We start from the raw sequence: 22,555 nt of genomic DNA on the forward strand, positions 1-22,555 counted from the left end.
AAACGAAAAGCATATGAAGAGAAAATTAAGCAAATGGCTTATTATGATCCGTTAACCAATTTGCCTAATCGCTACTGGTTAAACAAGCAGCTGAAAAAACTGCTTCTAAATCGAGAATCTCCTGAACTGCTGGCCATTTTATTTTTGGATTTAGACCGCTTTAAATCAATAAATGATACGCATGGCCATCATCACCGCGATGTGCTGCTGAGGCGCGTAGCAGAAAGGTTAAGAAAATATATTCCTTCCTCTGATTTTATCTCGAGGCACGGGGGCGATGAGTTCATTTTAGTGCTGCATTCACTAAAAACTGTTGAGGAAATTGAAGAAATGACCGAGCAGATTGTAAAAGAAATGTCGCTTCCTTTTTATATAGACGGTGATAAAGTGTTAACCTCTACAAGCGTTGGCATCAGCCTATTTTCAAAGGAATGTCAGCAGCATATTATTCCAAAAGACGCAGATGAATTAATCGACCGGCTGATCAAGCAAGCAGATATTGCGATGTATGTAGCAAAACGGAATGGACGAAACACATATGAAATGAGTTCGTCTTCATCTAATGAACGAATAATTAAAATAATCAGCATGGAGAATGAGTTAAAGTATGCGCTAGAAAGGGATGAGTTTCAGCTCGTTTATCAGCCGTTAATCGATTTGAAAACGTCTGATGTCATAGGGGCAGAAGCGCTTATTCGCTGGAATAGCGCAAAGTTTAGTACCGTCTATCCAAATGAATTTTTGCCTATTTTAGAAGAAGTGGGTGCCGGTTGGCAAGTGGGTGTTAGAAGAAGCGTGTAAGCAGATGAAAGCATGGACGGAGCTGAATTCACTAGCGAGTAAAATAGGAGTGAACGTATCACCTATTCAGCTGAAGTCCTCACGATTCGTAGCGGAGATGGAACAAATTTTGAAAAGAACGGGCCTTGAGCCGCGCTTTCTGGAACTTGAAATCACTGAAAGCGTTATTCAAAACAGTCAAGAATCAAAAAAAGTGTTAAACCGTCTGCGGAGTCTAGGCGTAAAAGTGGCGATGGATGATTTCGGAACGTGCTATTCATCCCTTAGCTATCTCAAACACTTACCGATTAATACGTTAAAAATTGATAAATCATTTATTGACGACTTAGACGAAGTTGGAAAAGTGCTCGTGGAAACGATTATTCAAATGGGAAAGAAACTTAACTTTGATCTAACTGCAGAAAGAATCGAAAACGAAGAACAGCTGCAGTTTGTGACGGAGCAAGGCTGTCATATCGGTCAAGGCTATCTATTCGATAAGCCGCTTTCTCCCGAGGAAATGAGCCGTTTGTTGAAATGAAGGAAAATCCTATGTACAGAAAGAAGCTCTTTAATAGAGCTTTTTTTATGGTTTTTAATCGTATGGAAGGAGTGAGGAATTTGTGAAAGAGTACGTTGGAATCTGCACAGTATGTCAAAAGAACGTGTACTGTTTAGAGGGATTTTTAAACGGTGTGGTTGTTGAAGGGAAGCTTGTGTGCTTTGCCTGTGAAAAAGAGGAGAAGCGTGACTCTCATAAAAACAAAAACTAGCTACCTGGGGTAGCTAGTTTTTGTTTACTGCGCATTCACTTTTTCAGCTTGCCAGTAATACTCGCTGAACACATCAGAAAAAGCTTTGACGGTATTTGTGAGTTCTTCCATATTGTTATCGACGCCCCCTACTTCAATTAAAATGGAGCGGTCGGATAAGTCTTGATTATATAGCCCGTTATTGCCGCTTGTTTTCTTTTTGCTTAATACTCCGCGGCTAAGGCCTGGATATTTTTCCTCTAGTTTTTCATGGATCGCTTTGGCCATTTTCACGTTTTCATCAAATTTCGGATTCGCTTCACCTAATACAATCATCATTTTAGCGTACGATGTGCCGTTAATAGCAGCCGTTGTTTTTTCTTGGCGCAGTGAGTCTCGATGAATATCAATTAAATAATCGACGTCTTTGTTTTGCTGAAGAGCCGTTTCCACGACGTTGCGAGACATCATATAGGCTCGTCCTGTACCCCAGCCTTTTTCATTCAGCTTTTGCGTCATATTAGTTGTATCTACTTCCGAACCGATTCCGTCTGCTTTTAATTCCATTCCTAGCATTTGACCAACGAGCGTAATGTTGGTTTTGTTATCAACGGCTTTATTTTCATTCGCTTCACCTTGCATACCAAGTAAAGGGAAATAAGATTCCCAGCTGTGCGTGTGGTAGATGTACACAACTTTTCTGTCTCCCGTACTTTGCTTGGCCTGTACTTGAGACTGTTTTTTGCTTTCTTCGTACGTTTTGCTTTCAGCAGGATCCAAATCACGCTCGCCTGAAATGCTTTCGAGAGGAGGAGCCGATTCATGGGGAATCGTGGTATAATCCGTTCCTTCACCGGCTAATAGAATATGAGAATCAAAAATAGAAAAGCCGGGCAGTTCTGATCCAAATAGACTTCTTGTATCTGCCACGCGAATATTCGTCGCCAGCTGCAGAGCGACAGAAGAGAGAGGAGGCGGGGAGAAGTCTTCTTCAAAGGCATGAGAGAAATGATGGTTTTCCGTATGCATGAAGTAGAACAAGCTTTGGGCTTTATAATTTGATAGTGCTTGATAGACAACGTTTGAGCGCAGCGTATGCTGAAGAGTTGAATACGTGACGGTAAAAATAGCGGCTGATGTTAAAAGAACAAATAGTATAGCGATAATTAATGATTTATAAGAAAGGATCCAAAAAAGCTTTTTAGGCTTTTCAGTAAACTTGTTTTTCATAGAGTAAACCTCCTCTAATAAAATTTGAAATCAGCGGATGAAAACTCTAAGAGGAGAATGTTATGTATCTACTATTTACTCTATTAAAAAGAAATAGAAATATGATAGAAACCATGATATTTAACACAACATAAAAAAGCTTATAGTAGGGCATACTGTGAAAAAACGGTGCGTATTGGAGCTGGTTAGATGAACGACTCATGGATTTATCATCATTTTATTAATACATTTTTATTTCCTTTAGCAATTTTTGGTGTGGCATTTTGTGTGCTGGGGATGTTGCTATACATGCTGTGGAAAGAAAAGCAAAAAGAAGGGCTAAAAGAAAACAAGAGCTCTTAAATAAGAGCTCTTGTTTTGTCGAACATTCAGTTAGAAAAAGGGAGGTTCACTTTCTCTAAGAACTCCATTCGGTTGCCAAAAGGATCATCCACGTAAATTCTTTCGACACCGGTAATGTTTTTGTCTTCTATAAAAGAAATACCGAAGCTAGCCAGATGATCTTTGAACGCAGGGAGGTTTTTGACATGAAAGCCTGGATGCGCTTTTTTTGCGGGTGAAAAGGCAGGTTCAACACCAATATGCAGCTGATAAGAACCAAATTCAAACCACACGCCGCCGCGCTTTTTTAGACTTTCGGGTTTTTCGACTTCTGTTAAGCCAAGAACGGTTCCGAAAAAGTGTCGTGCTTCGCTTTCTGAATTCGGTGGTGCAGCTAGCTGAACATGATCAATATGCGTCAGTGTAAAAGTCATAAACATTCCTCCTTAAATAGTAGAGTACTAGTTAAGTTTACGTGATGTATCACTGTAAATAAATGATAAAAAGTTGATGCTTTTCATAAGAAAAACTTATTATTTTATATACATATAAAACCAAATGAAGTATATTTTATTTTGTTGTTATTTAAGAGAATTGGAGATTAATATGGAATATCACTATACGTTAACTAAAGATGATTACGTAGCTTTTAACATGCATCACGCTCAATATTCGGAAAGAGTACAAAAAGTGCTGAGAGTTCAGCGATGGATGTCGCTTATTTTTCTTCTTATTCCTTTGCTTGTTTCGTGGGTTGAAGGAGAATTTTTACTTAGCATGTTCGTAGCGTTTGCACTGCTTGCGGTGCTGTGGTTTCTATTTTATCCGAAGTACTTTTACGGAAGTATTAAAAAGAACATTGTAAAGGTAATAAATGAAGGAGATAACAGCAGTCTGACGGGTAAGCATACTATGATGGTTACGGAAGATGGCTTGGTAGAGAAAAGCTCAAAAGGAGAAGTGAAGACTCCTTGGTCAAGCATCACTCAAATTAGAGAAACCGATGAACATATCTTTATTCTTGTTAGCGCAATGAGCGGATACGTTATTCCTACAAGCACATTTGCAGATGCAAAAGCGCTACAGCAGTTTAAAGAAACGCTGAATGCTGCAAGAGACGAAAAAACAGGCTGAGTAGTAAATAATAATAATGTGGAAAAACGCCCTCCTAGATACTTTTCTAAGAGGGCGTTTTGTTAACAGCAGTCCCAGTTGTATAAAACATCTCTAAAGTTACGGTTGCGAAGGTCTTTTTCTTTAATAAAGAAATTGGCCACACCCGCATCACCAAACATAATATCCGCTTCGTCGTCCATGGCGAATTGAAGAAGCAGAACATCGTATGCTCGCAGCGCTTCATCGTAGTCTCGAGGATCGCTTTGAGTGAAAAAAGCGTATCCGCCCATTTTATGATACTCGCCCGTAAGCTCATCCCAGTAGATTTCTTCAGTTTCTTCATCTTCAAATAAATCTGATTCTATATCATTATATCGATAGTCAGTGGGGGAAACGGGTTCGATTTTTATTTCAAACTGTAAGCCTACTTCTTGAGGAATAGGGAACATATCCCGGTCAATGTCTTCAAGATACGTAAAATCGGTTGTTAGCTTTTTTTTATCTGTGGTTACGTCTTCATAAAAAACGACGCGAAAGTCTTTTTGAGCCGTAGGATGGTCAAAATCAAGACCGTACATATCGCCCGTGCTTTCGTTATTAGCTCCGCAAATGAAAAATTGAAGCATGCCTTGAATGGGCATATTTTCATAGGAAGGTACTTCAGAAAAATTGATTTGTGCCATCAGGAGCATCGGCTTACCTTGAGAATCAAGAGGATGATTTGCTTCTAGAGGAAGGTAAGGGTTGCCGCCAAACTTGCTTTCATATAATTTTGGACTGTTCATAACCGTATTGATGTGGATGTAAGGCTTACATGTTTTTTCGATTTCTTTTCGGTAAGGTTCTAGCTTAGGAGGCAGTTCTAATTTTGATAGAGGATTCATATGTACTCTCCTTTTTGTTTGAAATAAAAAGAACGTTTGTTCGTATTTTTATTTTACCTTAATACATACTGAAAGGGAAGAGAAATCGTATAAAAAATCCCTTTGCAGAAGCATCTACAAAGGGCGCAAAGAAATGATAGCGTTTTCATTAAGAAACTTACTAAATGCCTGCTTATTTAGAAAAGAATCCTTTTAAAGCAAATGCGACGTTTTGCGGTCTTTCCGCTAAGCGGCGCATAAAGTAGCCAAACCAGTCGTTGCCAAATGGAACGTATACGCGCATTGTATAGCCTTCTTTTGCAAGGCTAAGCTGCATGTCTGTGCGGAATCCGTACAGCATTTGAAATTCAAACTGCGTGCGCGGGATGTTGTTTTTGTGAGCGAACTCTTTTACTTTTGCAATAATATTGTGGTCGTGAGATGCAATAGCCGTGTATGTTCCGCTGAGCAAATGTTCTTCAATAATTCGCATATAGTTTTCGTCAATTTGGGCTTTGTCTTGAAACGCCACGGTTGGTGATTCTTGATACGCGCCTTTTACCAATCGAAGAGGAATGCCTTTTAGCTCTTTTACGTCTTGTTCAGCGCGGAACAGGTAAGCTTGAATAACCGTTCCAACATTATCAAACGTCTCGCGAAGCTCTCGTAAAATATCCAGCGTCATTTGACAGTGAGCGTAGTCTTCCATGTCGATTCGGACGAAGTTATCGTATTTTTTCGCTGTTTCAAGAATGCGGCGCATGTTCTCAACGCAAAAACTGCGGTCAATATCTAAACCGAGCTGCGTCATTTTGACAGATAAGTTGCACGTTACACCGGCTTGCCCCATAGCTTCCAGCGTTCTGACATTATATTGAGTCGCTTCGATAGCCTCTTCTTTGCTTGAAACAAATTCCCCTAAATGATCAAGCGTACAAACAAGTCCTTTTTCATTCAGTTCCCGTACTTTTTTGATCGCATGTTCAATCGTGTCGCCAGCTACCACTTGAGCTGCACCAAAGCGAAGACCCCATTTTTTCGCCGCTTTGTTTAGCGCTTTATTTTGGGAAGCGTGAAGAAACACATTTTTAGATACCTCTGCTAACATAAATATCTCCCCCTATAGAAAAAATCCCTTGTTGTTTTAAGATAGAGCAGCCTAAGGCTGCTCTACTGAGTATTAAAGCGTCGTGCTTGTTGTTTTTGCTTGCAGGTGCAGAATCAAGTAATCAGGACCGCCAGCTTTTGAATCTGTTCCTGACATGTTAAATCCGCCAAACGGCTGGTACCCAACGATGGCACCTGTACAACCGCGGTTGAAGTAAAGGTTTCCGACGTGGAACTCTTCTTTTGCCCGTTCGATGTGCTCAGGCGTATTTGAAAGAAGGGCACCTGTTAAACCGTAGTCTGTATTATTAGCAATTTCCATCATATGATCGAAGTCGCGCGCTTTGCAGAATGCTACGACTGGGCCGAAGATTTCTTCTTGCATTAAACGTGCTTTTTCATCTACATCTGCAATAATCGTAGGCTGAATGAAGTAGCCTTTTGAATCATCTGCTTCTCCGCCCGTCATTAAACGGCCTTCTTCTTTACCGATTTCAATGTACTTTGTAATTTTGTTGAAAGAAGCCTGGTCAATAACAGGTCCCATATACGTGTTCACATCTTCAGGACTTCCCATTGTTAATGTTTTTGTCAGCTCAACTGCTTTTTCAAGAACGATATCGTATACGTCTTGGTGAACAACTGCACGAGAGCCTGCTGAACACTTTTGTCCAGAGAAGCCAAATGCTGAATACACAATAGAAGAAGCAGCTAAATCTAAATCAGCATCTTTATCTACAACGACCGTATCTTTACCGCCCATTTCAGCAATAACGCGTTTTAGCCAGATTTGACCAGGCTGTACTTTTGCCGCGCGTTCATAGATGCGGCAGCCTACTTCACGCGAACCTGTAAATGAAACGAAGCGTGTTTTTGGGTGATCTACTAAATAGTCGCCAATTTCGCTTCCGCTTCCCGGCACGTAGTTCAGTACGCCGTCTGGAAGACCAGCTTCTTTCATTACTTCTACAAATTTTGCTGCGATAACCGGTGTGTTGTTAGCAGGTTTTAATAGAACCGTATTTCCTGCTACGATTGCTGCTGCTGCTGTTCCCGCCATGATTGCTAACGGGAAGTTAAAAGGTGAAATAATAACGCCGACACCAAGCGGAATGTAGTTAAATTTATTTTCTTCACCGTCGCGGCTCTCCACAGGCGCACCGTCTTTTAGCTGCACCATTTGGCGAGCGTAGTATTCAAGGAAGTCAATTGCTTCTGCTGTATCAGCATCTGCTTCTTTCCACGGTTTTCCGGCTTCTTTCACAAGGTAAGCTGAAAATTCATGCTTGCGGCGGCGAATAATGTCCGCTGCGCGGAAAAGAATATCTGCTCGTGCTTCCGGCGCTTCTTTTTTCCACGTATTAAAGGTAGAAAGTGCTGCTTGCATTGCTTTTTCAGCCAAGTCTTGATCTGCTTTTGACACGCGGCCGATAACTTCTGTTTTATTTGCTGGGTTAATGGACTGAATTTGATCTTCTGTTGTAATTAATTCTCCGCCAATTACAAGAGGATAGTCCTTGCCAAGCTCTGATTGTACAAGTTCTAATGCAGATTCAAATGCATCTTTGTTTTGTGCAATCGTAAAGTCTGTGAAAGGCTCGTGTTTGTATTGTTTGATTTCGTTGATATTCATTGTGTTCATTTTTATTACCCCTTTTTTAGAAAATTTGCAACATAATTAATATTCCAACACCCTATACCTGTATTATAATCACCTTATTATCGTTTTGTACATAGTTTTTTAACAAAAATGTTCAAAAAAATTTAAAAATAAACACTTTTGTTTAAATGTACAATGAATCTATGGTTTTTATAGTGATTTTGAACAAAACGAAAAGAAAGGGTTGTCGGTAAAGTATAAGAAAAGATGTTTTGAAGTAAAGAATTACGATAGGGGAAAGAGTTTATCGGTAGTAAATTAAAATGATCTTCCTTTCAAAAAAACAATAGACAAAGTTGTTCAATATAAATTATCATATAATTCGAAAAGTAATTTTTGTCGAATGAAGCTATCTTTTTCGTCAAGTGAAGGCTTCATTTGAATGTACAGATAGAAGGAGGGTAGAAAAACAGCAGTTATTTGTCCATATTGTTGTAAGGGCTTACATATTTAACGCGCGATGCGAAGAACGTGTAATTCTTTAAATGACGGTTCCTATAAGGAGGATTTTAACATGAGTCATCAACCGCCTGAGTTAAAAAAAGAATTAAAAATTCGACACATAACCATGATTTCTTTAGGAGGAATCATTGGTGCCGGTTTGTTCATTGGAAGTGGATCGCTCATTAACGCAGCGGGTCCTGGTTCCATTTTTTCGTACGCGTTTGCCGGTTTGCTGGTGATTTTAGTTATGCGAATGCTGGGGGAAATGTCTACGGCTAATCCTTCAAGCGGCTCGTTCGCCACATATGCCAGAGAAGCGCTTGGGCCGTGGGCCGGTTACACAATCGGCTGGCTGTACTGGTTTTTCTGGGTAATTGTTATTGCAGTTGAAGCGATTGCGGGTTCAACAATTATTCAATATTGGTTTCCGTCTTTACCGTCTTGGGGCGTGAGTCTGATCCTGACGTTTTTACTAACGTTAACGAACTTATACTCTGTTAAATCATTTGGTGAATTTGAATACTGGTTTTCGCTTATTAAAGTAGTTAGTTTAGTGCTGTTTTTACTTTTAGGAGGAGCGATCATCCTCGGTTTAATACCGGGAGTAGAGTCTCCGGGAGCATCGAATCTTCTTCATAGAGGAGGATTTCTTCCAAATGGAATCAGCTCCGTCTTTTTAGGAGTGGCGATTGTCATGTTTTCTTTTATGGGGACAGAAATTGTCGCAACAGCCGCTGGAGAATCGGCTCAGCCTGAGCGAGCGATCACCATCGCAACAAATACCGTTATTTATCGTATTTTAATTTTTTATCTTGGGTCCATTTTAATCTTAGTGACTATTCTTCCGTGGGATTCTTCAAGCTTGATGAAAAGTCCGTTTGTTTCGATATTAGAGCTGGTAAACGTTCCGGCAGCGGCTCAAATTATGAACTTTATCGTACTGACTGCTGTTTTGTCTTGCTTAAATTCAGGTCTATACACGAGTTCTCGTATGCTTTACTCAATGGCGCAAAAAGGAGACGCGCCGCGCATGTTTTTGAAAGTGAATAAAAAAGGCATTCCGTTTAATGCCATTGTAGGATGTACCGTGATTTCTTACATCAGCGTTGGTTTTAACTATCTTTCACCTGATAAAATCTTTTTATTTTTAGTAAACGCATCGGGAGGCGTAGCGCTTCTTGTGTACCTTGTTATTGCTTTTTCACAGCTTCGCATGAGAAAGAAATACGAAAAAGAAAAGCCGGAAGCATTAAAAATCAGAATGTGGCTGTTTCCTTATTTAACGTATGGAACGATTGCGGCGATCACAAGTATCTTTATTGCGATGGCATTTATTGATTCCCTTAGCACTCAGTTTTATCTCACGCTGCTGATTGCTGTATTTGTGGTATGTTCGTACTTCTTTACGAAAAAGAAAAAAGATGATAGTTCCCTATCAGGACAGGGGAATAAAAGAATTTCTTAATAGAAGAGAAAATCATCACGAGGGGCTAGGGGGAAGTAAATTGGCAAACAAAGAGTTAAAACGAGGGCTTGAATCTCGTCATATCCAAATGATTGCTCTTGGAGGAACGATTGGGGTAGGGTTATTCATGGGTTCAGCAAGCACCATTAAATGGACGGGGCCATCCGTCCTGCTTGCGTATGCTATTTGCGGCGTTTTTATTTTCTTTATTATGCGTGCAATGGGGGAAATGCTTTACTTAGAGCCAAGTACGGGTTCATTTGCGACATTCGGTCATAAATATATTCATCCGTTAGCTGGTTATATCACGGCTTGGAGCAACTGGTTTCAATGGGTGATTGTGGGCATGGCAGAGATTATTGCAGTCGGAGCTTATATGCAGTACTGGTTCCCGCATTTACCGGCGTGGGTTCCGGGAATTGTCGCCATGGTCATTCTTGGTGGGGCCAATTTAATTTCGGTGAAATCGTTTGGAGAGTTTGAATTTTGGTTTGCAATGATTAAAATTGTTACGATTGTTCTCATGATTATTGCCGGTCTTGGCCTTATTTTCTTCGGTCTTGGAAACGGCGGCGAAGCGCTTGGCCTGTCGAATTTGTGGGCAAACGGCGGTTTCTTTACAGGCGGATGGTCAGGCTTTTTCTTTGCCTTGTCGCTTGTTATTGCTGCTTATCAAGGAGTAGAGCTTATTGGAATTACAGCAGGAGAAGCAAAAGATCCTAAAAAAACGTTAACAAGTGCAATTCAAAGCTTAATTTGGCGTATTTTAATTTTTTATATCGGCGCCATCTTTGTGATTGTAACGGTGTATCCGTGGAACGAGCTGGATTCACTCGGCAGTCCGTTTGTTTCTACGTTTGCTAAAGTAGGAATTACAGCAGCGGCGGGCATTATTAACTTTGTTGTCATCACAGCGGCAATGTCTGGGTGCAACAGCGGAATTTTCAGTGCGGGACGTATGCTTTACACGCTAGGTGTAAACGGTCAGGCTCCGGCCTTTTTTACAAAGGTTTCTCGAAACGGTGTGCCTATTTATAGTACCGTTGCGGTGATGATCGGCTTAGCGGCGGGCGTTGTCTTAAATTATATTGCACCGCCAAACGTTTTCGTGTACGTGTACAGTGCGAGCGTGCTTCCAGGGATGATTCCGTGGTTTGTAATTCTTATCAGTCAAATTCGTTTTCGAAAAGCAAAAGGAGCGGCGATGGACCAACATCCGTTTAAAATGCCTTTTGCTCCTGTGACGAACTACGTAACCATCGCGTTTTTACTTATGGTGCTTGTAGGCATGTGGTTTAATGATGAAACGCGCATATCGCTGATTGTAGGCATTATCTTTTTAGCTATTGTTGTGCTGAGCTACTATGTATTAGGTATCGGTAAGCGTACGGAAGTACGGTCTTCCGAAAGACGTAAGCTAGTGAAATAAATGATTTTGTAAGAGAGGCTGAAAAGCATTTTAGTTTAAGAAGAAGATCCGAACGATGAATGTAACGCGTTCGGATTTTTTATTGGAATGGTGAACGTAGGTTTCAGCTCATGCATCTTATTTGTTCGTCTTTAGATTGGATTGATTTAATCTCTTTTGAACAGAGGAGAAGAAGCGAAGTCAGCGCTTTTCTTAGGCCGTTTTCTTCTTTTATTGATGAGGTGCATGGCAAGAAGGAAAAAGAAAAAAAGAAAAAACCAGAGTCAAAAGGGCGTGTTCAGGCATAAGATAATCCAACTCAAGCGAAATGCAAGCTGCATTTTTCTTGAGGAAAGAGTAACTAAAGAAAAGGAAGTGTTCGTATGTCTGGAAATGCTGGATATGGTCATGGATCTGGTTTTGCTTTATTAGTTGTATTATTTATTTTATTAGTGATCATCGGCTGCAGCTGCTACGGCGGAGGCTTTGGCTGGTAATTCACTCATTTAAAAAGCCCTATAAGGGCTTTTTCTATGCTTATAAATAACGCTTTTTCCCGTTTTGATAAATGTTTACATGAAAACCGTTTACTTCACTCATAAAGACTTTAGAAGGGAAATCTGCTGCTTTGACAGATGAAGTGATTTCGACAGTTTGATACGTCTTTGGTTCCAACGTAACAGTATGAAGCCTAGGCTTATTCATCATAAGTAAAAAAGGGGAATCTTCTTTAAAATAGGAGCGTTCATCCAGTGCTACTTCAAACGTAATAGGTTTTGAGCTGTGATTTTCAAATGAAAGGTCACAGGTGCCCGTTAATACGGTTTCTTTTTTATTTCTCTTGTATGTACAATTGCTGTTTTCCACATCGTAAGAAACGGCATACATACCTGGTAATACGGTCTTTTGCATCGCTTCAACCATATGACCAGGACCTGATATGACAATAAATGCAGCTAACATCGTTAGTTTTAAACGATGACGATTTAAACTTTTGTAAAGGGCAAAAAGACCAAGTAAAAGTATGATTCCCCACGCATTGCTAGCATATTGAATTCCCGTCCTTGTTTCTTCATCTCCATAGAGGGGAAGACCTAAAAAAGAAAAGATAGAATGACTGAGCGGCGTTGAGTTAGGAAAAGGGATGTTTAAAATAAAAACAGCTAGTAAAAAGGTGAGTCCTTTTATTAAAAGTGATCGTTCATGAATCATGTGGTTCCTCCTTAGCTATAAATCACGTATCATTATATACTATTATTATCTTATTTTGTAATTAATGGATATTTTTCTGTGCGTGGAGGGAAGATGAATGAAAACTTTGTTATTAGTTAGGCATTGTGAAGCAGAAGGGCAAGAAGCAAAAGCATCATTGACGGAACAAGGCATACAGCAGGCCCAGCAGTTAATAGGTTATTTGAACAAGCTGAGTTATCCCATTGATAAAATTATTTCAAGTCCGTACAAACGAGCCGTTCAAACAATTGAACCTTATGCAAAAGATACTGGTCTCCCTCTTCATATAGATACAAGGCTAGAAGAAAGGCGTTTAAGCGGACAGCCTCTTTTCAACTGGATAGAAGTATTGAAAAGAACTTTTGATGACATAGACTTCAAGGTAGACGGAGGAGAATCGACGAAAGAAGCCACGGTACGTGCTTTAGAGCTGTTTAAAGAAGTAATGAATGAAAAACAGAAAACGACTCTGTTTGTTACGCACGGCAATATGATGACATTAATCCTCAGATATTTTGATCCGAAGTTTGGGTTTAATGAATGGTCGCGTTTAACAAATCCAGATATATATCAAATCGATCTCGAAAAGAAGAACGTTTCCATTACAAGGCTTTGGAATGAGCAGAAAACAAATTGATGAAATAAAAGATTTTTTGTGCATTTGTGCAGACGATAAGTTTAGCTCAATATAAAAACCTTCTGCCGCATCACAATTCAGAAATGTTGGTAGCCTCAAAGCTGCCCCGTAGGCTTTTAGCAGATACATAATTAGGATAAAGCCTGTCTTAGAACAGAAACTTGCTATTTCTAAATTGATATGTTACACTAAGGTTAATTATTTTTGTTCGGTATGAAATTGAAAGAAGAGAAATATTCTTCAATAGAAATTTTTGTCTGGAAATAGTACGATTGAGCAAGGGTAGTAATATATGCGTGGATTAATTCCACCACTGGAGGAAATAGTATGACTGAAGGTACAGTAAAATGGTTTAATGCAGAAAAAGGTTTCGGTTTCATCGAAATTGAAGGCGGAGAAGATGTATTCGTACATTTCAGCGCAATTCAAGGCGACGGATTCAAATCTTTAGACGAAGGTCAAAAAGTGACTTTCGACATCGAGCAAGGTCAACGCGGTGCACAAGCTGCTAACGTTGTAAAAGCATAATTTTATGCAATCCAAAAAAGACTCCGACTTTGGACGGGGTCTTTTTTTATTGTAACAAACACGCAGGTAACGGAGGAATACGTATGAGTAAAGCAAAAGGTAAAGGCGGCACAGGGCGAGGCACCGGCAAAAAAGGGTGGAACCGCTGGCAGGCGAGTGCAAAAAAGAAGAAAAATGCAAAGCCTTATAAAAGCAAGGGAACAAAAAATGCTGATAAGCCGGAAGGCAACTAATCCTATATGCGCAGTATAATCTGCAATTTCGACTTACTCTGCTTGAGTAAGTTTATTTAATATGGAATTGTTTTTTTATTGCTTTTTTGACAGATTGCTGTCACTATATGAAATAATAAAGTGATTTGTGTGAATTTTCTATAAAAATTGATTTTTTTTGCAAACACTTTCATATTTCGACAACCTTTTTGATTTTTATCGGTTATACTTCTTTATAATAGATTATAGAAAGATGCAGGGGAGCATAAAGTGAGAGAGGAAAGCGACAGTTTACCTGTACGCTTTTTACGTTTCTGGACCGTATTGCAGTAGCGTCGTAACAAGTAGATCATGCATCAGTTTAGAACACATCAAAACTCAACTAAGTGTAACGGGGGGATATGAGTGAGCGTAGGCATCGTAATTGAAAAAGTTCAAAATTATGCTATGTTAGAAGATCATGTTTTGGTTGAAATGGTTCACAGCGGAGATGAAAAATCATTGGAGTATTTAATCAACAAGTATCAAAATCTTGTGAGGGGTAAAGCAAGAAAATACTTTTTGATTGGTGCTGAAAAAGAAGATATTGTCCAAGAAGGAATGATTGGACTGTACAAAGCAATTCGCGACTTTAATGAAGACAAGCTAACATCTTTTAAAGGGTTTGCGGAGTTATGTATCACAAGACAAATCATTACGGCAATTAAAACGGCTACTCGTCAAAAGCACGGTCCGTTAAATTCGTACATTTCATTGGACAAGCCTCTGTATGATGAAGAATCAAATTATACGCTGATGGATATGATTCCTGGCGATCAAATTGCTAATCCGGAAGCGGTGCTGATTCATCAAGAAAAAGTGGAAGACCGCGAGTTGAAAATTGCGGAAACACTTAGTGAATTGGAAAGAAAAGCATTGACGCTGTATATGGACGGCCATTCATACGCTGAAATTTCGAAAGAATTAAATACGCACGTCAAGTCAATTGACAACGCGCTGCAGCGTATCAAAAGAAAGTTAGGTCGAGACGTAGAAAGCAGACAAGCTATTTCATAATAGGTAAAAAACAGCCGGGCCTCAAAGGGGTTTCGGCTCTTTTTCACGGTCTTTTAAAATGTCTTGAATAATTTCAATATGAACAGAAGCCCACGATTGTTCACGGAAATGAAGAAACACGCTTGGAATGAGCATAAAAACGTACAGCACCACAAAAATAATCCAAAGCCAGCTGCCGTCTTTAAATAAAAATTGCTGCAGCCGCTGTGAAAATAAAAAAAAGAGCCAAGGCAAAGCAGAAACAAGGATGGGAATGACGCCGGAGCCGTTTTTTTCTTTGGTCATTCGGTAATACACTTTTCGCAAAGTAGCGCTTTCGAGCGTAAGGTAAAGCTGCCGGATTTCTTCCATTTCCGCTAATTCATCAATTTCTTCTGCGTTTTGGTTTTGATGAGCTGCTTTTTTCAGTTTAAGGTAGACTTTATGAGCATCGCCGCGCAGTGAAAACATATACCAGCCTCCCGCATATTGTTTCGTCTTCTTTAACAGAGTTTGCAGGTGCATGTAAATATATACAAAAAGTTTCGTGATACAAAAGAATAAGAAAACAGAAGTGAAAGCGTAAATCATTAGTATAAAGTAAGAGAAAACAGCTGGTTTTTGCCCTTTTTCGCCACCTTTACACATCAAGCAGCAGCACATATACTAATAAAAGAACAATTAGTTACCTAGGTAAATAAAATAAAAGGTGAGGTGGGGAAAAAGTGAATAACTTGGTGTTTCATGAGCTTCATCAAAAGTCGAGATTGTCTATTAAAGAAGTAAATGAAGTGTTAAAAGCGTACGGGCTATACAGCTCACAGTATTCAATATTATTTTGTTTAAAGCGATTCGGCTCGATGACGCAAACGGAGATTTGGCAGTATTTAAATGTCGAAGCGCCAACGGTTACCCGCACGTTAACAAGGCTTGAAAAAAGCGGATGGATCGTTCGAAAAGCAGGCAGTGATAAACGAGAGCGCATCGTTTATTTATCTCCTCAAGCGAAGAAAAAGCTTCCGGAAATTCAGCAAGAAATTGAACGTTTAGAAGAAAATTTGCTGATTGCTTTATCCGGCAGCGAACAAGATCAGCTTATCTCGTTATTAAAGAAAATTTGTAAATCTACAGAAAAGGGTGAAATGAATGACGAACCAGCAGGAGCCAATCTGGACTAAAAGCTTTATCAGCATTGCGATTACCAACTTTTTTATTTTTGTCGTGTTTTATGCATTGCTAACGCTGCTGCCGATTTATGTATTAGACGCCTTAGAAGGCACGAGTACGCAGGCAGGGCTTGTTGTTACCATCTTTTTATTATCTGCGATTATTGTTAGACCATTTTCAGGGAAAGTCATTGAAAACATTGGAAAGAAAAAAACGCTTGTATTTAGTACCCTCATTTTTGCGCTTTCTTCCTTCTTATATATGTTCATCCACGATTTTAACGTGCTTTTATTACTGCGCTTCTTTCAAGGAATTTCATTCAGCTTAGCAACAACTGTCACCGGAGCGATTGCAGCGGATTTAGTTCCCGCTAAACGACGAGGAGAAGGGCTTGGCTACTTCGGAATGTCAATGAACTTAGCCGTTGTTGCAGGGCCGTTTTTAGCACTAACGCTTCATCAATACATGGCATACAATATTATTTTCCTTGTATTTGGAGTGATTATGCTCGTTGGCTGGCTGTGCGGAATGATGGTCAAAAATCTTCAAGAAAACGCTGCTCCGTCAGTGAAGAACTCATTTTCACTGAGCGATTTGTTTGAAAAGAAATCCATGCCGATTTCATCTGTAGGTATTCTCGTTTCTTTTTCGTATGCAAGCATTATTTCTTTTATTTCTGTGTACGCACAGTCGCTTGGATTGATTAAAACAGCAAGCTTTTTCTTTGTCGTATTCGCAGCTGCGATGCTGATCTCACGACCGTTTACAGGAAGATTATTTGATAAATCTGGCCCAAACATTGTGATTATTCCATCGTGTATTGTCTTTGCGATTGGTCTATTTAGTTTAAGCCTTACACATTCTTCTTGGATGCTGCTGTTTTCAGGTGCGTTAGTAGGTCTAGGCTACGGAACGCTGCTTCCTAGCTTCCAAACGCTTGCGATTCAAGCGGCGCCTGCTCACCGAAGCGCATATGCAACTGCTACATTCTTTACGTTTTATGATAGCGGTATTGCGGTTGGTTCATTTGTATTAGGAATTGCAGCAGGTGCTTTAGGATATTCAAAACTGTACTTTGCACTTGGTATTTTTGTTCTTTTGATTACACTTTACTACAAGTGGATTGCAAATTTACGTCAAAAACAAAAAGCAGCAAATATCCAGGTGGGCATGAAATAAAAAAGCTCGGCGTAATATGCGCCGAGTTTTTTTCTGGATTTTTTACAGGACTTTGGAAGGGAAGCATATTTAAGTCAAAAGGTACTAGCCAATTCCTATCCATCTGCACCATACTTTAACAGAGGAACCATTTACATATAAAACTTCTTGGATGAAATAAAAAACAAAGGAGAACAAATATGAAAGTAATGAAACCTCTTATGGTCACAGCGTTAGGGCTTAGTCTTGCCACTTTTTATGAAGGCGCTTTTCCTGCAGAAAAAGCTGTGCAAGTACAGGCTGCTACAGATGAAAACGTGATTGCTGACAAAGCAAAAACGTATGAAGGAGCGGATTATACGTCTGGAGGAGAGACGCTAAGCGAAGGGTTTGACAGCTCTGGCTTCGTTCAATATGTGTTTAAACAAGCGCTCGATACAAAGCTGCCTCGTTCCGTGAAAGAACAGTCAGAGCTTGGAACAGACGTCGATAAAAACGAGCTGCAAGCGGGCGATGTATTATTTTTTGACACCAATGAAAACGGTGAAGTGAACGTAGCCGCTATTTATATCGGAGACGATGAGATGATTTATGCATCTTCTTCAGACGGAAAAGTCGTGGTGAAAAACATTTCAAGCAGCGCCTATTGGTCATCACATTTTGCCAAAGCAAAGCGAATTACAGGAGCACCGGAAATTGCAAAAGATAATGAAGTTATTGCAGAAGCGCTAAAACATCTCGGCACACCATATGTATTTGGAGGCGAGTCGCCAACGGACGGTTTTGATTGTTCCGCATTTGTTGCATATGTATTTCAACACGCATCGGACGTCTACCTTCCGAGATCAACCGATCAGCAGTGGCAAGTTGGAGAAGAAGTTGCTCGCGCAGATTTAAAGGCAGGAGACGTTATCTTTTTTAAAGACACGTATCGTGAAGGGATTTCACACGTCGGTATCTACGCAGGCGGCAATCAGTTTATTCATGCCAAGCGCAGCGAAAATGTGACGATGGATTACCTGACAAGCAGCTACTGGACGTCTAAGTACGCAGGAGCAAGGCGCTACGATGACTTATCGCTATCAAAAGACAACCCATTTGTGACCGAATCTCTTAAATATGTAGGAGAAGTACCTTATGCACAAGGTGGGACAAGTCCTTCTACAGGCTTTGATACGGCTGGTTTTGTTCAATACATTTATAAAGAAGCAGCTGGAAAAGACATTCCGCGCTATGCGAGTCAGCAGTGGAATGCAGGAGAAACCATTTCACAATCTGACTTAAAGCCGGGAGATCTCGTCTTTTTTGAAGGAAGTTCACTTATTCCATCTATCTATATTGGAAATGACTATGTCGTTCACGTGTCCACATCTGAGGGCGTGAAAATTACAAACTATAAAGTAGACAGCTACTGGGCGCCTAAATACTACGGAGCAAAGCGCATGCCATAAAGGTAAAAACCAAGACAGTCTGGGGCTGTCTTGGTTTTTTAATAGGTAGTCAATTGTTTTTGTATGTCTTTGATTCGCTCTAGCGTTATCCCTTCCCGCTGCTCGACGGCTAAAGGGTGATCGGTTGGCTCTAACTCGATGAGCGGTCTTGTTCCAACAGATCTTGTATGCACATTTGTTTTTAAATTTAACGTTTCGGGATAGCCTGGAATTGAAACTGAAAACCAGCCGAAATAAGACGGTTCCTTTTCTCTTTTGTCACTTTCCCATACATCTATCATTCGGCGGAAATTTTCTTCGCTTAAAGAAACCCATATGTTCCAAGTGAAAAATTCTTCTTCATTAAAAACAGGAATTTCAACACAGCCTCTTACGAAAAAATGTTCTTGATTCATGATACAAATCTCTGAATATAGTTCAAAGTCGTTTTGTCTTTCATCGTCTGACGCGTCATAATAGTAAAAAGGAGCTTCACTTGTATAGCTCATAGGCAAAGCAGGCTGAGGGTGTTCACAGGTTAAGTCTTTATAGTGAAGTTTGTTCGTTTTCTTCTTGTCGTATAGTTTTCTTCTTCGCATATTATTTTACACTCCTCAGATAAAAGTATCTTCATTATAATACAAAAAAATAGCTGCTTAAGCGTATAATGTGTAAAAAAGTTTGATTCCCCGTATCTTTTGAACTTCCTTTAATCGTTTAGTAAATAGAGAGTGCAAAAGGAGTGAAAATCATGTCACATTCAAAAAAAATCGAAACACAAACAAAAAGCTTTGACGATGCATGCTGGAACGAGCATTACCCAAAATTGCAGCAGTACTGCCGCTTTTTAGCCCAAAATGCGTGGGACGGAGACGATATTGCCCAAGAAACGTTTTTAAAAGCTCAGCGATATAAAGGTGAAGAGCACAAGCTGTCTTCCGCGCTGTTAAATAAAATTGCGTATCACCACTGGATTGATCTGCTGAGAAAACGAAAGCGTGAAGTAATAGCCGCAGAAGAAGGTTTGGACCAACAAGACGGCAAGCGGGCGTTTGATATGAAAGGACACTCGGTCGAGCTGCTCCTTAGTCAGTTTACGCCAAAGCAAGCAGTTATCTTTTTCTTAAAAGAAGGCTTTCGCTATCAGCTAAAAGAAATAGCGTTGATTTTACAAACGTCAGAAACGGCGGTAAAAAGCAATTTACATCGTGCTAAGCAGCGGTTAGAAAAAGACGGTGAGCCGTTTTCTACAGATTCTTTTTGGGATGAAAAAGAGCGTAATGAGCTGTCAGAACTGTTTTATAAAACGTTAGAAGCGCAGGACCCAGCACTTTTGATTCATGCTTTGCCTTCCTTAAAAAGCGTCATTCAAAAACCAACGTATACTCTGAAGTGCACTCTCTGCATGGCTGCATAGCCATATTACGTGTGATAAGGAGGATATATATGAGTACGATTCCATATGTAATTGAACAAAGCAACCGCGGTGAACGTTCGTATGATATTTATTCGAGGCTGTTAAAAGACCGGATTATTTTGATTGGTGATGAAATCAATGATCATATTGCCAACAGCGTGGTCGCGCAGCTGCTGTTTCTTGCGGCAGATGATCCTAAAAAAGATATTTCACTTTATATTAACAGCCCCGGAGGTTCCACTTCAGCAGGGTTTGCGATTTATGATACGATGCAGTATATCGAGCCGGATGTTCAAACGATTTGCACGGGCATGGCCGCTTCTTTTGGCGCATTGCTTCTCCTAGCAGGAGCAAAAGGAAAGCGCTATGCACTTCCAAATAGTGAAGTTATGATTCATCAGCCGCTAGGAGGGGCTAGAGGGCAGGCGACTGAAATTGAAATTAGCGCTCGGCGAATTTTAAAATTGAAGCAGCATATTAATGAAATCATATCAACACGAACGGGACAGCCGGTTGAAAAAGTGGCAAACGATACGGAACGAGATTATTTTATGAGTGCTGAAGAAGCAAAGACTTACGGAATTATTGACGGTATTCTGTTGCCAAAATAAAGAGACACCAAGGAAGCATAGACGGCAGCGTCTATGCTTCCTTTCTATAGAAATAAGAAAAAAGACCTTAGTATTATCTTTATTTTTCTTAAAAAGGTAGGTATTATATAAAATATAACAGATTTTAGAAAGAAGGTTTTACACATGCAAGAAGTGATTGGAGTAGAGCAGCGGTCTCTGTTTCAAAAAGTATTAGTAACATTTATTTTTTCGTTATTTATTTCAACAGTTGGCTTATACGTAGGTCAATATGTGCCGCCGGCTTATTTTATTCCGTTAGCGATTGCTGAACTTGTGATGCTGGTTGCGGCATTTATGTTACGAAAGAAAAAAAGCGTAGGATACGGTTTTACATATGCGTTTTCATTTATATCAGGCATCACGCTGTTTCCGATTGTTAGCTACTATGCATCAGTAGCGGGGGCGCAAGTTGTGCTTTATGCGTTTGGAAGCACGTTCGTTATTTTTACTGTGATGGGTGTGATTGGGGCAAAAACGAAAAAAGATTTAGGGTTTTTAGGCAGCTTTTTATTAGTAGCGCTGTTAGCACTAGTCTGTATCAGCATTTTCTCGCTGTTTAGTCCCTTAACAACGCCTGGACTCATGGCATTCTCAGTGATTGGTACCATCGTTTTTTCACTTTACGTGCTGTATGATTTTAATAAAATGAAGCACGGTGAAATCACGGAAGAGCTTGTTCCACTGCTGGCACTATCTCTTTATTTAGACTTTATTAATCTATTCATCAACTTGCTTCGCTTTTTCGGTATTTTAGGAAGCGATGATTAATAAGAAAAACCTGTTCTCACAACAGGTTTTTTTCTTTTATTTATTCTCCGCCATCCCCATCTCCATCCTCGCTAACGTCATCCTCTGTTTTTTCATAGTTTGGTCCGGTAGCGTAAGGTTCTTTAAAAAACTTTTCAAGCCACATGGAGCTTTTAGCGACCGCGCCGTTTTGAGCGTGAATAAATTCCCTGATTGTATATATTTCAACAACTTGCTTTCGATATTTCCGAAATAAAAATGCGCTGGCAACAACGCCAATGCTGATGATTATATACATATTCATGAAATCCTCCTTATAAAAGGGTTAGTGTTATGTATGCCAGATAAGAAAAGGATATGCGAACCTAAAAGAAGTTCGTTTAGTGGTGCGAGCCTTTGAAAAAATGGTAGTATAGAGCAGGTACATAGAGAACGTAAATTTTTTGGAAGGATGCATGTTAGTGGTGAATTTTAAAGAGTTTTTTACTATTTCTTCGTATGAAGTAATGGAGCATATGAGTCGAAAAGAAAACGGAAAGAATATAGATGAATATGAAGTGATGTTGTATAACGAAAACGTCAGTCAAACAGAAAATGTGATGATTAAGTTTAAAAAAGTGAGCGATGAAATAGCAGTGGAAAAGGTCCAAACGCTCTCTTACTTTGATCAACAGAGTCCCAAACATCCCTGTAAGGTTTGCGGCAGTGAAGTGATGGTAAAAGAGAACAATAGCGAAGAACCAGAAGTTTACGTACATGATTGTTCATTTAACGGTGAGGAAATAGAGGATTGCTTAAGGGAACTAGTACAAAATGAACTTTTACAGGATAGATTTACTCAAGAAGAATTCGACCGGAACTATGGAGTTAACTACCGTGATGACGCTAACCAGCAATATAGCTTTTACGATGCCCAGCAAAGAGATACTTTTTACACCATCTTTAACGATAGTGTTTATCACACCTCTTACGCAGGACCACAAGAGCTCCGCTGCAAGTTTTGCGGGATGGATGAAGAGCTGCTCGTTGTAGAAGGAGCTTTCTATCAAAAATGCGCTGTGCTAACTCCACATACAAATCAAATTATTGATATGATTAAAGCAAGGAAACAAAACGAACCAGACGTAACAAAACGTTGAGGAGAGAAAAGGGACCGAAATCTCAGAAGAACATAAAAAAGAAGCTTCCTTTTGAGCGAAAGGAAGCTTATCAA

General features: G+C 39.8%; 28 protein-coding genes. 19 read left to right on the forward strand and 9 right to left on the reverse strand.

Going from position 1 to position 22,555, the window contains the following annotated elements; genetic code table 11:
* The first annotated feature begins 33 nt into the window (after nucleotides 1–33).
* The 3 genes from AC0C45_RS05500 to AC0C45_RS05510 all read left to right on the forward strand — a co-directional run bounded on the left by AC0C45_RS05500 (nucleotide 34) and on the right by AC0C45_RS05510 (nucleotide 1,553).
* Entirely contained in the window at nucleotides 34–801 is a 768-nt protein-coding gene (locus AC0C45_RS05500; RefSeq protein ID WP_472927942.1) for a diguanylate cyclase domain-containing protein, read from the forward strand.
* Nucleotides 764–1,321, forward strand: a complete 558-nt coding sequence (locus AC0C45_RS05505; protein ID WP_472927943.1) for an EAL domain-containing protein — start codon at nucleotides 764–766, stop codon at nucleotides 1,319–1,321. Before AC0C45_RS05500 ends, AC0C45_RS05505 begins: the two co-directional genes overlap by 38 nt.
* Nucleotides 1,322–1,403: 82 nt before the next feature.
* Nucleotides 1,404–1,553: a hypothetical protein gene (locus AC0C45_RS05510; protein ID WP_016765142.1), complete on the forward strand. Its 150-nt coding sequence runs from the start codon at nucleotides 1,404–1,406 to the stop codon at nucleotides 1,551–1,553.
* A gap of 24 nt (nucleotides 1,554–1,577) precedes the next feature.
* On the opposite strand, the gene spoIIP is transcribed toward AC0C45_RS05510, so the two are convergent.
* Nucleotides 1,578–2,762, reverse strand: a complete 1,185-nt coding sequence (gene spoIIP, locus AC0C45_RS05515) for a stage II sporulation protein P (protein ID WP_257061582.1) — start codon at nucleotides 2,760–2,762, stop codon at nucleotides 1,578–1,580.
* A gap of 189 nt (nucleotides 2,763–2,951) precedes the next feature.
* Here spoIIP and AC0C45_RS05520 point away from each other — a divergent pair, with 189 nt between their 5' ends.
* Nucleotides 2,952–3,104, forward strand: a complete 153-nt coding sequence (locus AC0C45_RS05520; RefSeq protein WP_257061585.1) for a hypothetical protein — start codon at nucleotides 2,952–2,954, stop codon at nucleotides 3,102–3,104.
* A gap of 26 nt (nucleotides 3,105–3,130) precedes the next feature.
* Here the strand turns inward: AC0C45_RS05520 and AC0C45_RS05525 are convergent, their stop codons facing one another.
* Nucleotides 3,131–3,517, reverse strand: coding sequence for a VOC family protein (locus tag AC0C45_RS05525; RefSeq protein ID WP_013084500.1), 387 nt, complete (start codon nucleotides 3,515–3,517; stop codon nucleotides 3,131–3,133).
* Nucleotides 3,518–3,689: 172 nt separating this feature from the next.
* Here AC0C45_RS05525 and AC0C45_RS05530 point away from each other — a divergent pair, with 172 nt between their 5' ends.
* Nucleotides 3,690–4,217 carry a YcxB family protein gene (locus tag AC0C45_RS05530; protein ID WP_047930633.1) on the forward strand — a complete coding sequence of 176 codons (528 nt, stop codon included), beginning with the start codon at nucleotides 3,690–3,692 and terminating at the stop codon, nucleotides 4,215–4,217.
* A gap of 62 nt (nucleotides 4,218–4,279) precedes the next feature.
* Here the strand turns inward: AC0C45_RS05530 and AC0C45_RS05535 are convergent, their stop codons facing one another.
* The 3 genes from AC0C45_RS05535 to pruA all read right to left on the reverse strand — a co-directional run bounded on the left by AC0C45_RS05535 (nucleotide 4,280) and on the right by pruA (nucleotide 7,811).
* Nucleotides 4,280–5,083 carry a YwqG family protein gene (locus AC0C45_RS05535; protein WP_016765137.1) on the reverse strand — a complete coding sequence of 268 codons (804 nt, stop codon included), beginning with the start codon at nucleotides 5,081–5,083 and terminating at the stop codon, nucleotides 4,280–4,282.
* A gap of 172 nt (nucleotides 5,084–5,255) precedes the next feature.
* Nucleotides 5,256–6,170 carry a proline dehydrogenase family protein gene (locus AC0C45_RS05540; protein WP_047930632.1) on the reverse strand — a complete coding sequence of 305 codons (915 nt, stop codon included), beginning with the start codon at nucleotides 6,168–6,170 and terminating at the stop codon, nucleotides 5,256–5,258.
* 72 nt (nucleotides 6,171–6,242) lie between these two features.
* Nucleotides 6,243–7,811 (reverse strand): L-glutamate gamma-semialdehyde dehydrogenase, encoded by a 1,569-nt coding sequence (gene pruA, locus AC0C45_RS05545; protein ID WP_016765135.1) that lies wholly within the window; start codon nucleotides 7,809–7,811, stop codon nucleotides 6,243–6,245.
* Between the two features lie 532 nt (nucleotides 7,812–8,343).
* Here pruA and AC0C45_RS05550 point away from each other — a divergent pair.
* From AC0C45_RS05550 to AC0C45_RS05560, 3 genes are all read left to right on the forward strand, one after another.
* The gene (locus tag AC0C45_RS05550) at nucleotides 8,344–9,738 is read left to right on the forward strand and encodes an amino acid permease (protein WP_472927944.1); all 1,395 of its coding nucleotides are present in this window, start codon (nucleotides 8,344–8,346) and stop codon (nucleotides 9,736–9,738) included.
* A 40-nt stretch (nucleotides 9,739–9,778) separates the two neighbouring features.
* Nucleotides 9,779–11,167: an amino acid permease gene (locus AC0C45_RS05555; RefSeq protein WP_016765133.1), complete on the forward strand. Its 1,389-nt coding sequence runs from the start codon at nucleotides 9,779–9,781 to the stop codon at nucleotides 11,165–11,167.
* A 362-nt stretch (nucleotides 11,168–11,529) separates the two neighbouring features.
* Nucleotides 11,530–11,643, forward strand: a complete 114-nt coding sequence (locus AC0C45_RS05560) for a YjcZ family sporulation protein (protein WP_013058504.1) — start codon at nucleotides 11,530–11,532, stop codon at nucleotides 11,641–11,643.
* A gap of 40 nt (nucleotides 11,644–11,683) precedes the next feature.
* Here the strand turns inward: AC0C45_RS05560 and AC0C45_RS05565 are convergent, their stop codons facing one another.
* Nucleotides 11,684–12,358 carry a hypothetical protein gene (locus AC0C45_RS05565; RefSeq protein ID WP_034649684.1) on the reverse strand — a complete coding sequence of 225 codons (675 nt, stop codon included), beginning with the start codon at nucleotides 12,356–12,358 and terminating at the stop codon, nucleotides 11,684–11,686.
* A 97-nt stretch (nucleotides 12,359–12,455) separates the two neighbouring features.
* Between AC0C45_RS05565 and AC0C45_RS05570 the strand changes: the two genes are divergently transcribed.
* From AC0C45_RS05570 to sigH, 4 genes are all read left to right on the forward strand, one after another.
* Nucleotides 12,456–13,016, forward strand: coding sequence for a histidine phosphatase family protein (locus tag AC0C45_RS05570; protein ID WP_016765131.1), 561 nt, complete (start codon nucleotides 12,456–12,458; stop codon nucleotides 13,014–13,016).
* 327 nt (nucleotides 13,017–13,343) lie between these two features.
* Nucleotides 13,344–13,544, forward strand: coding sequence for a cold-shock protein (locus AC0C45_RS05575; protein WP_013058502.1), 201 nt, complete (start codon nucleotides 13,344–13,346; stop codon nucleotides 13,542–13,544).
* A 77-nt stretch (nucleotides 13,545–13,621) separates the two neighbouring features.
* Nucleotides 13,622–13,777 carry a DUF3934 family protein gene (locus AC0C45_RS05580; protein WP_162837669.1) on the forward strand — a complete coding sequence of 52 codons (156 nt, stop codon included), beginning with the start codon at nucleotides 13,622–13,624 and terminating at the stop codon, nucleotides 13,775–13,777.
* A gap of 384 nt (nucleotides 13,778–14,161) precedes the next feature.
* Nucleotides 14,162–14,812, forward strand: a complete 651-nt coding sequence (gene sigH / locus AC0C45_RS05585) for an RNA polymerase sporulation sigma factor SigH (protein WP_013058500.1) — start codon at nucleotides 14,162–14,164, stop codon at nucleotides 14,810–14,812.
* Between the two features lie 21 nt (nucleotides 14,813–14,833).
* Here sigH and AC0C45_RS05590 read toward each other — a convergent pair whose 3' ends face one another.
* Nucleotides 14,834–15,262, reverse strand: coding sequence for a hypothetical protein (locus tag AC0C45_RS05590; protein WP_034649688.1), 429 nt, complete (start codon nucleotides 15,260–15,262; stop codon nucleotides 14,834–14,836).
* Between the two features lie 254 nt (nucleotides 15,263–15,516).
* On the opposite strand from AC0C45_RS05590, the gene AC0C45_RS05595 reads away from it, so the two are divergent.
* From AC0C45_RS05595 to AC0C45_RS05605, 3 genes are all read left to right on the forward strand, one after another.
* Nucleotides 15,517–15,969, forward strand: a complete 453-nt coding sequence (locus AC0C45_RS05595) for a MarR family winged helix-turn-helix transcriptional regulator (RefSeq protein WP_237892792.1) — start codon at nucleotides 15,517–15,519, stop codon at nucleotides 15,967–15,969.
* A complete protein-coding gene (locus AC0C45_RS05600; RefSeq protein ID WP_472927945.1) occupies nucleotides 15,938–17,137 on the forward strand; it encodes an MFS transporter in 1,200 nt (399 codons plus the stop codon). Before AC0C45_RS05595 ends, AC0C45_RS05600 begins: the two co-directional genes overlap by 32 nt.
* Before the next feature lie 179 nt (nucleotides 17,138–17,316).
* Nucleotides 17,317–18,567 carry a C40 family peptidase gene (locus tag AC0C45_RS05605; protein WP_205661810.1) on the forward strand — a complete coding sequence of 417 codons (1,251 nt, stop codon included), beginning with the start codon at nucleotides 17,317–17,319 and terminating at the stop codon, nucleotides 18,565–18,567.
* A 38-nt stretch (nucleotides 18,568–18,605) separates the two neighbouring features.
* Here the strand turns inward: AC0C45_RS05605 and AC0C45_RS05610 are convergent, their stop codons facing one another.
* Nucleotides 18,606–19,145, reverse strand: coding sequence for a DUF2199 domain-containing protein (locus AC0C45_RS05610; protein ID WP_472927947.1), 540 nt, complete (start codon nucleotides 19,143–19,145; stop codon nucleotides 18,606–18,608).
* Nucleotides 19,146–19,297: 152 nt separating this feature from the next.
* On the opposite strand from AC0C45_RS05610, the gene AC0C45_RS05615 reads away from it, so the two are divergent.
* The 3 genes from AC0C45_RS05615 to AC0C45_RS05625 all read left to right on the forward strand — a co-directional run bounded on the left by AC0C45_RS05615 (nucleotide 19,298) and on the right by AC0C45_RS05625 (nucleotide 21,363).
* The gene (locus tag AC0C45_RS05615) at nucleotides 19,298–19,963 is read left to right on the forward strand and encodes a sigma-70 family RNA polymerase sigma factor (RefSeq protein ID WP_237892790.1); all 666 of its coding nucleotides are present in this window, start codon (nucleotides 19,298–19,300) and stop codon (nucleotides 19,961–19,963) included.
* Between the two features lie 29 nt (nucleotides 19,964–19,992).
* Nucleotides 19,993–20,574 carry an ATP-dependent Clp endopeptidase proteolytic subunit ClpP gene (gene clpP, locus AC0C45_RS05620; protein WP_013084484.1) on the forward strand — a complete coding sequence of 194 codons (582 nt, stop codon included), beginning with the start codon at nucleotides 19,993–19,995 and terminating at the stop codon, nucleotides 20,572–20,574.
* A gap of 144 nt (nucleotides 20,575–20,718) precedes the next feature.
* Nucleotides 20,719–21,363: a Bax inhibitor-1/YccA family protein gene (locus AC0C45_RS05625; RefSeq protein ID WP_016765124.1), complete on the forward strand. Its 645-nt coding sequence runs from the start codon at nucleotides 20,719–20,721 to the stop codon at nucleotides 21,361–21,363.
* A 40-nt stretch (nucleotides 21,364–21,403) separates the two neighbouring features.
* Here AC0C45_RS05625 and AC0C45_RS05630 read toward each other — a convergent pair whose 3' ends face one another.
* Nucleotides 21,404–21,646 carry a hypothetical protein gene (locus AC0C45_RS05630; protein ID WP_047930627.1) on the reverse strand — a complete coding sequence of 81 codons (243 nt, stop codon included), beginning with the start codon at nucleotides 21,644–21,646 and terminating at the stop codon, nucleotides 21,404–21,406.
* 157 nt (nucleotides 21,647–21,803) lie between these two features.
* Here AC0C45_RS05630 and AC0C45_RS05635 point away from each other — a divergent pair, with 157 nt between their 5' ends.
* Nucleotides 21,804–22,481, forward strand: coding sequence for a hypothetical protein (locus AC0C45_RS05635; RefSeq protein ID WP_472927948.1), 678 nt, complete (start codon nucleotides 21,804–21,806; stop codon nucleotides 22,479–22,481).
* Nucleotides 22,482–22,555 lie beyond the last annotated feature (74 nt).

Source organism: Priestia sp. VA7 (genome assembly GCF_055710015.1).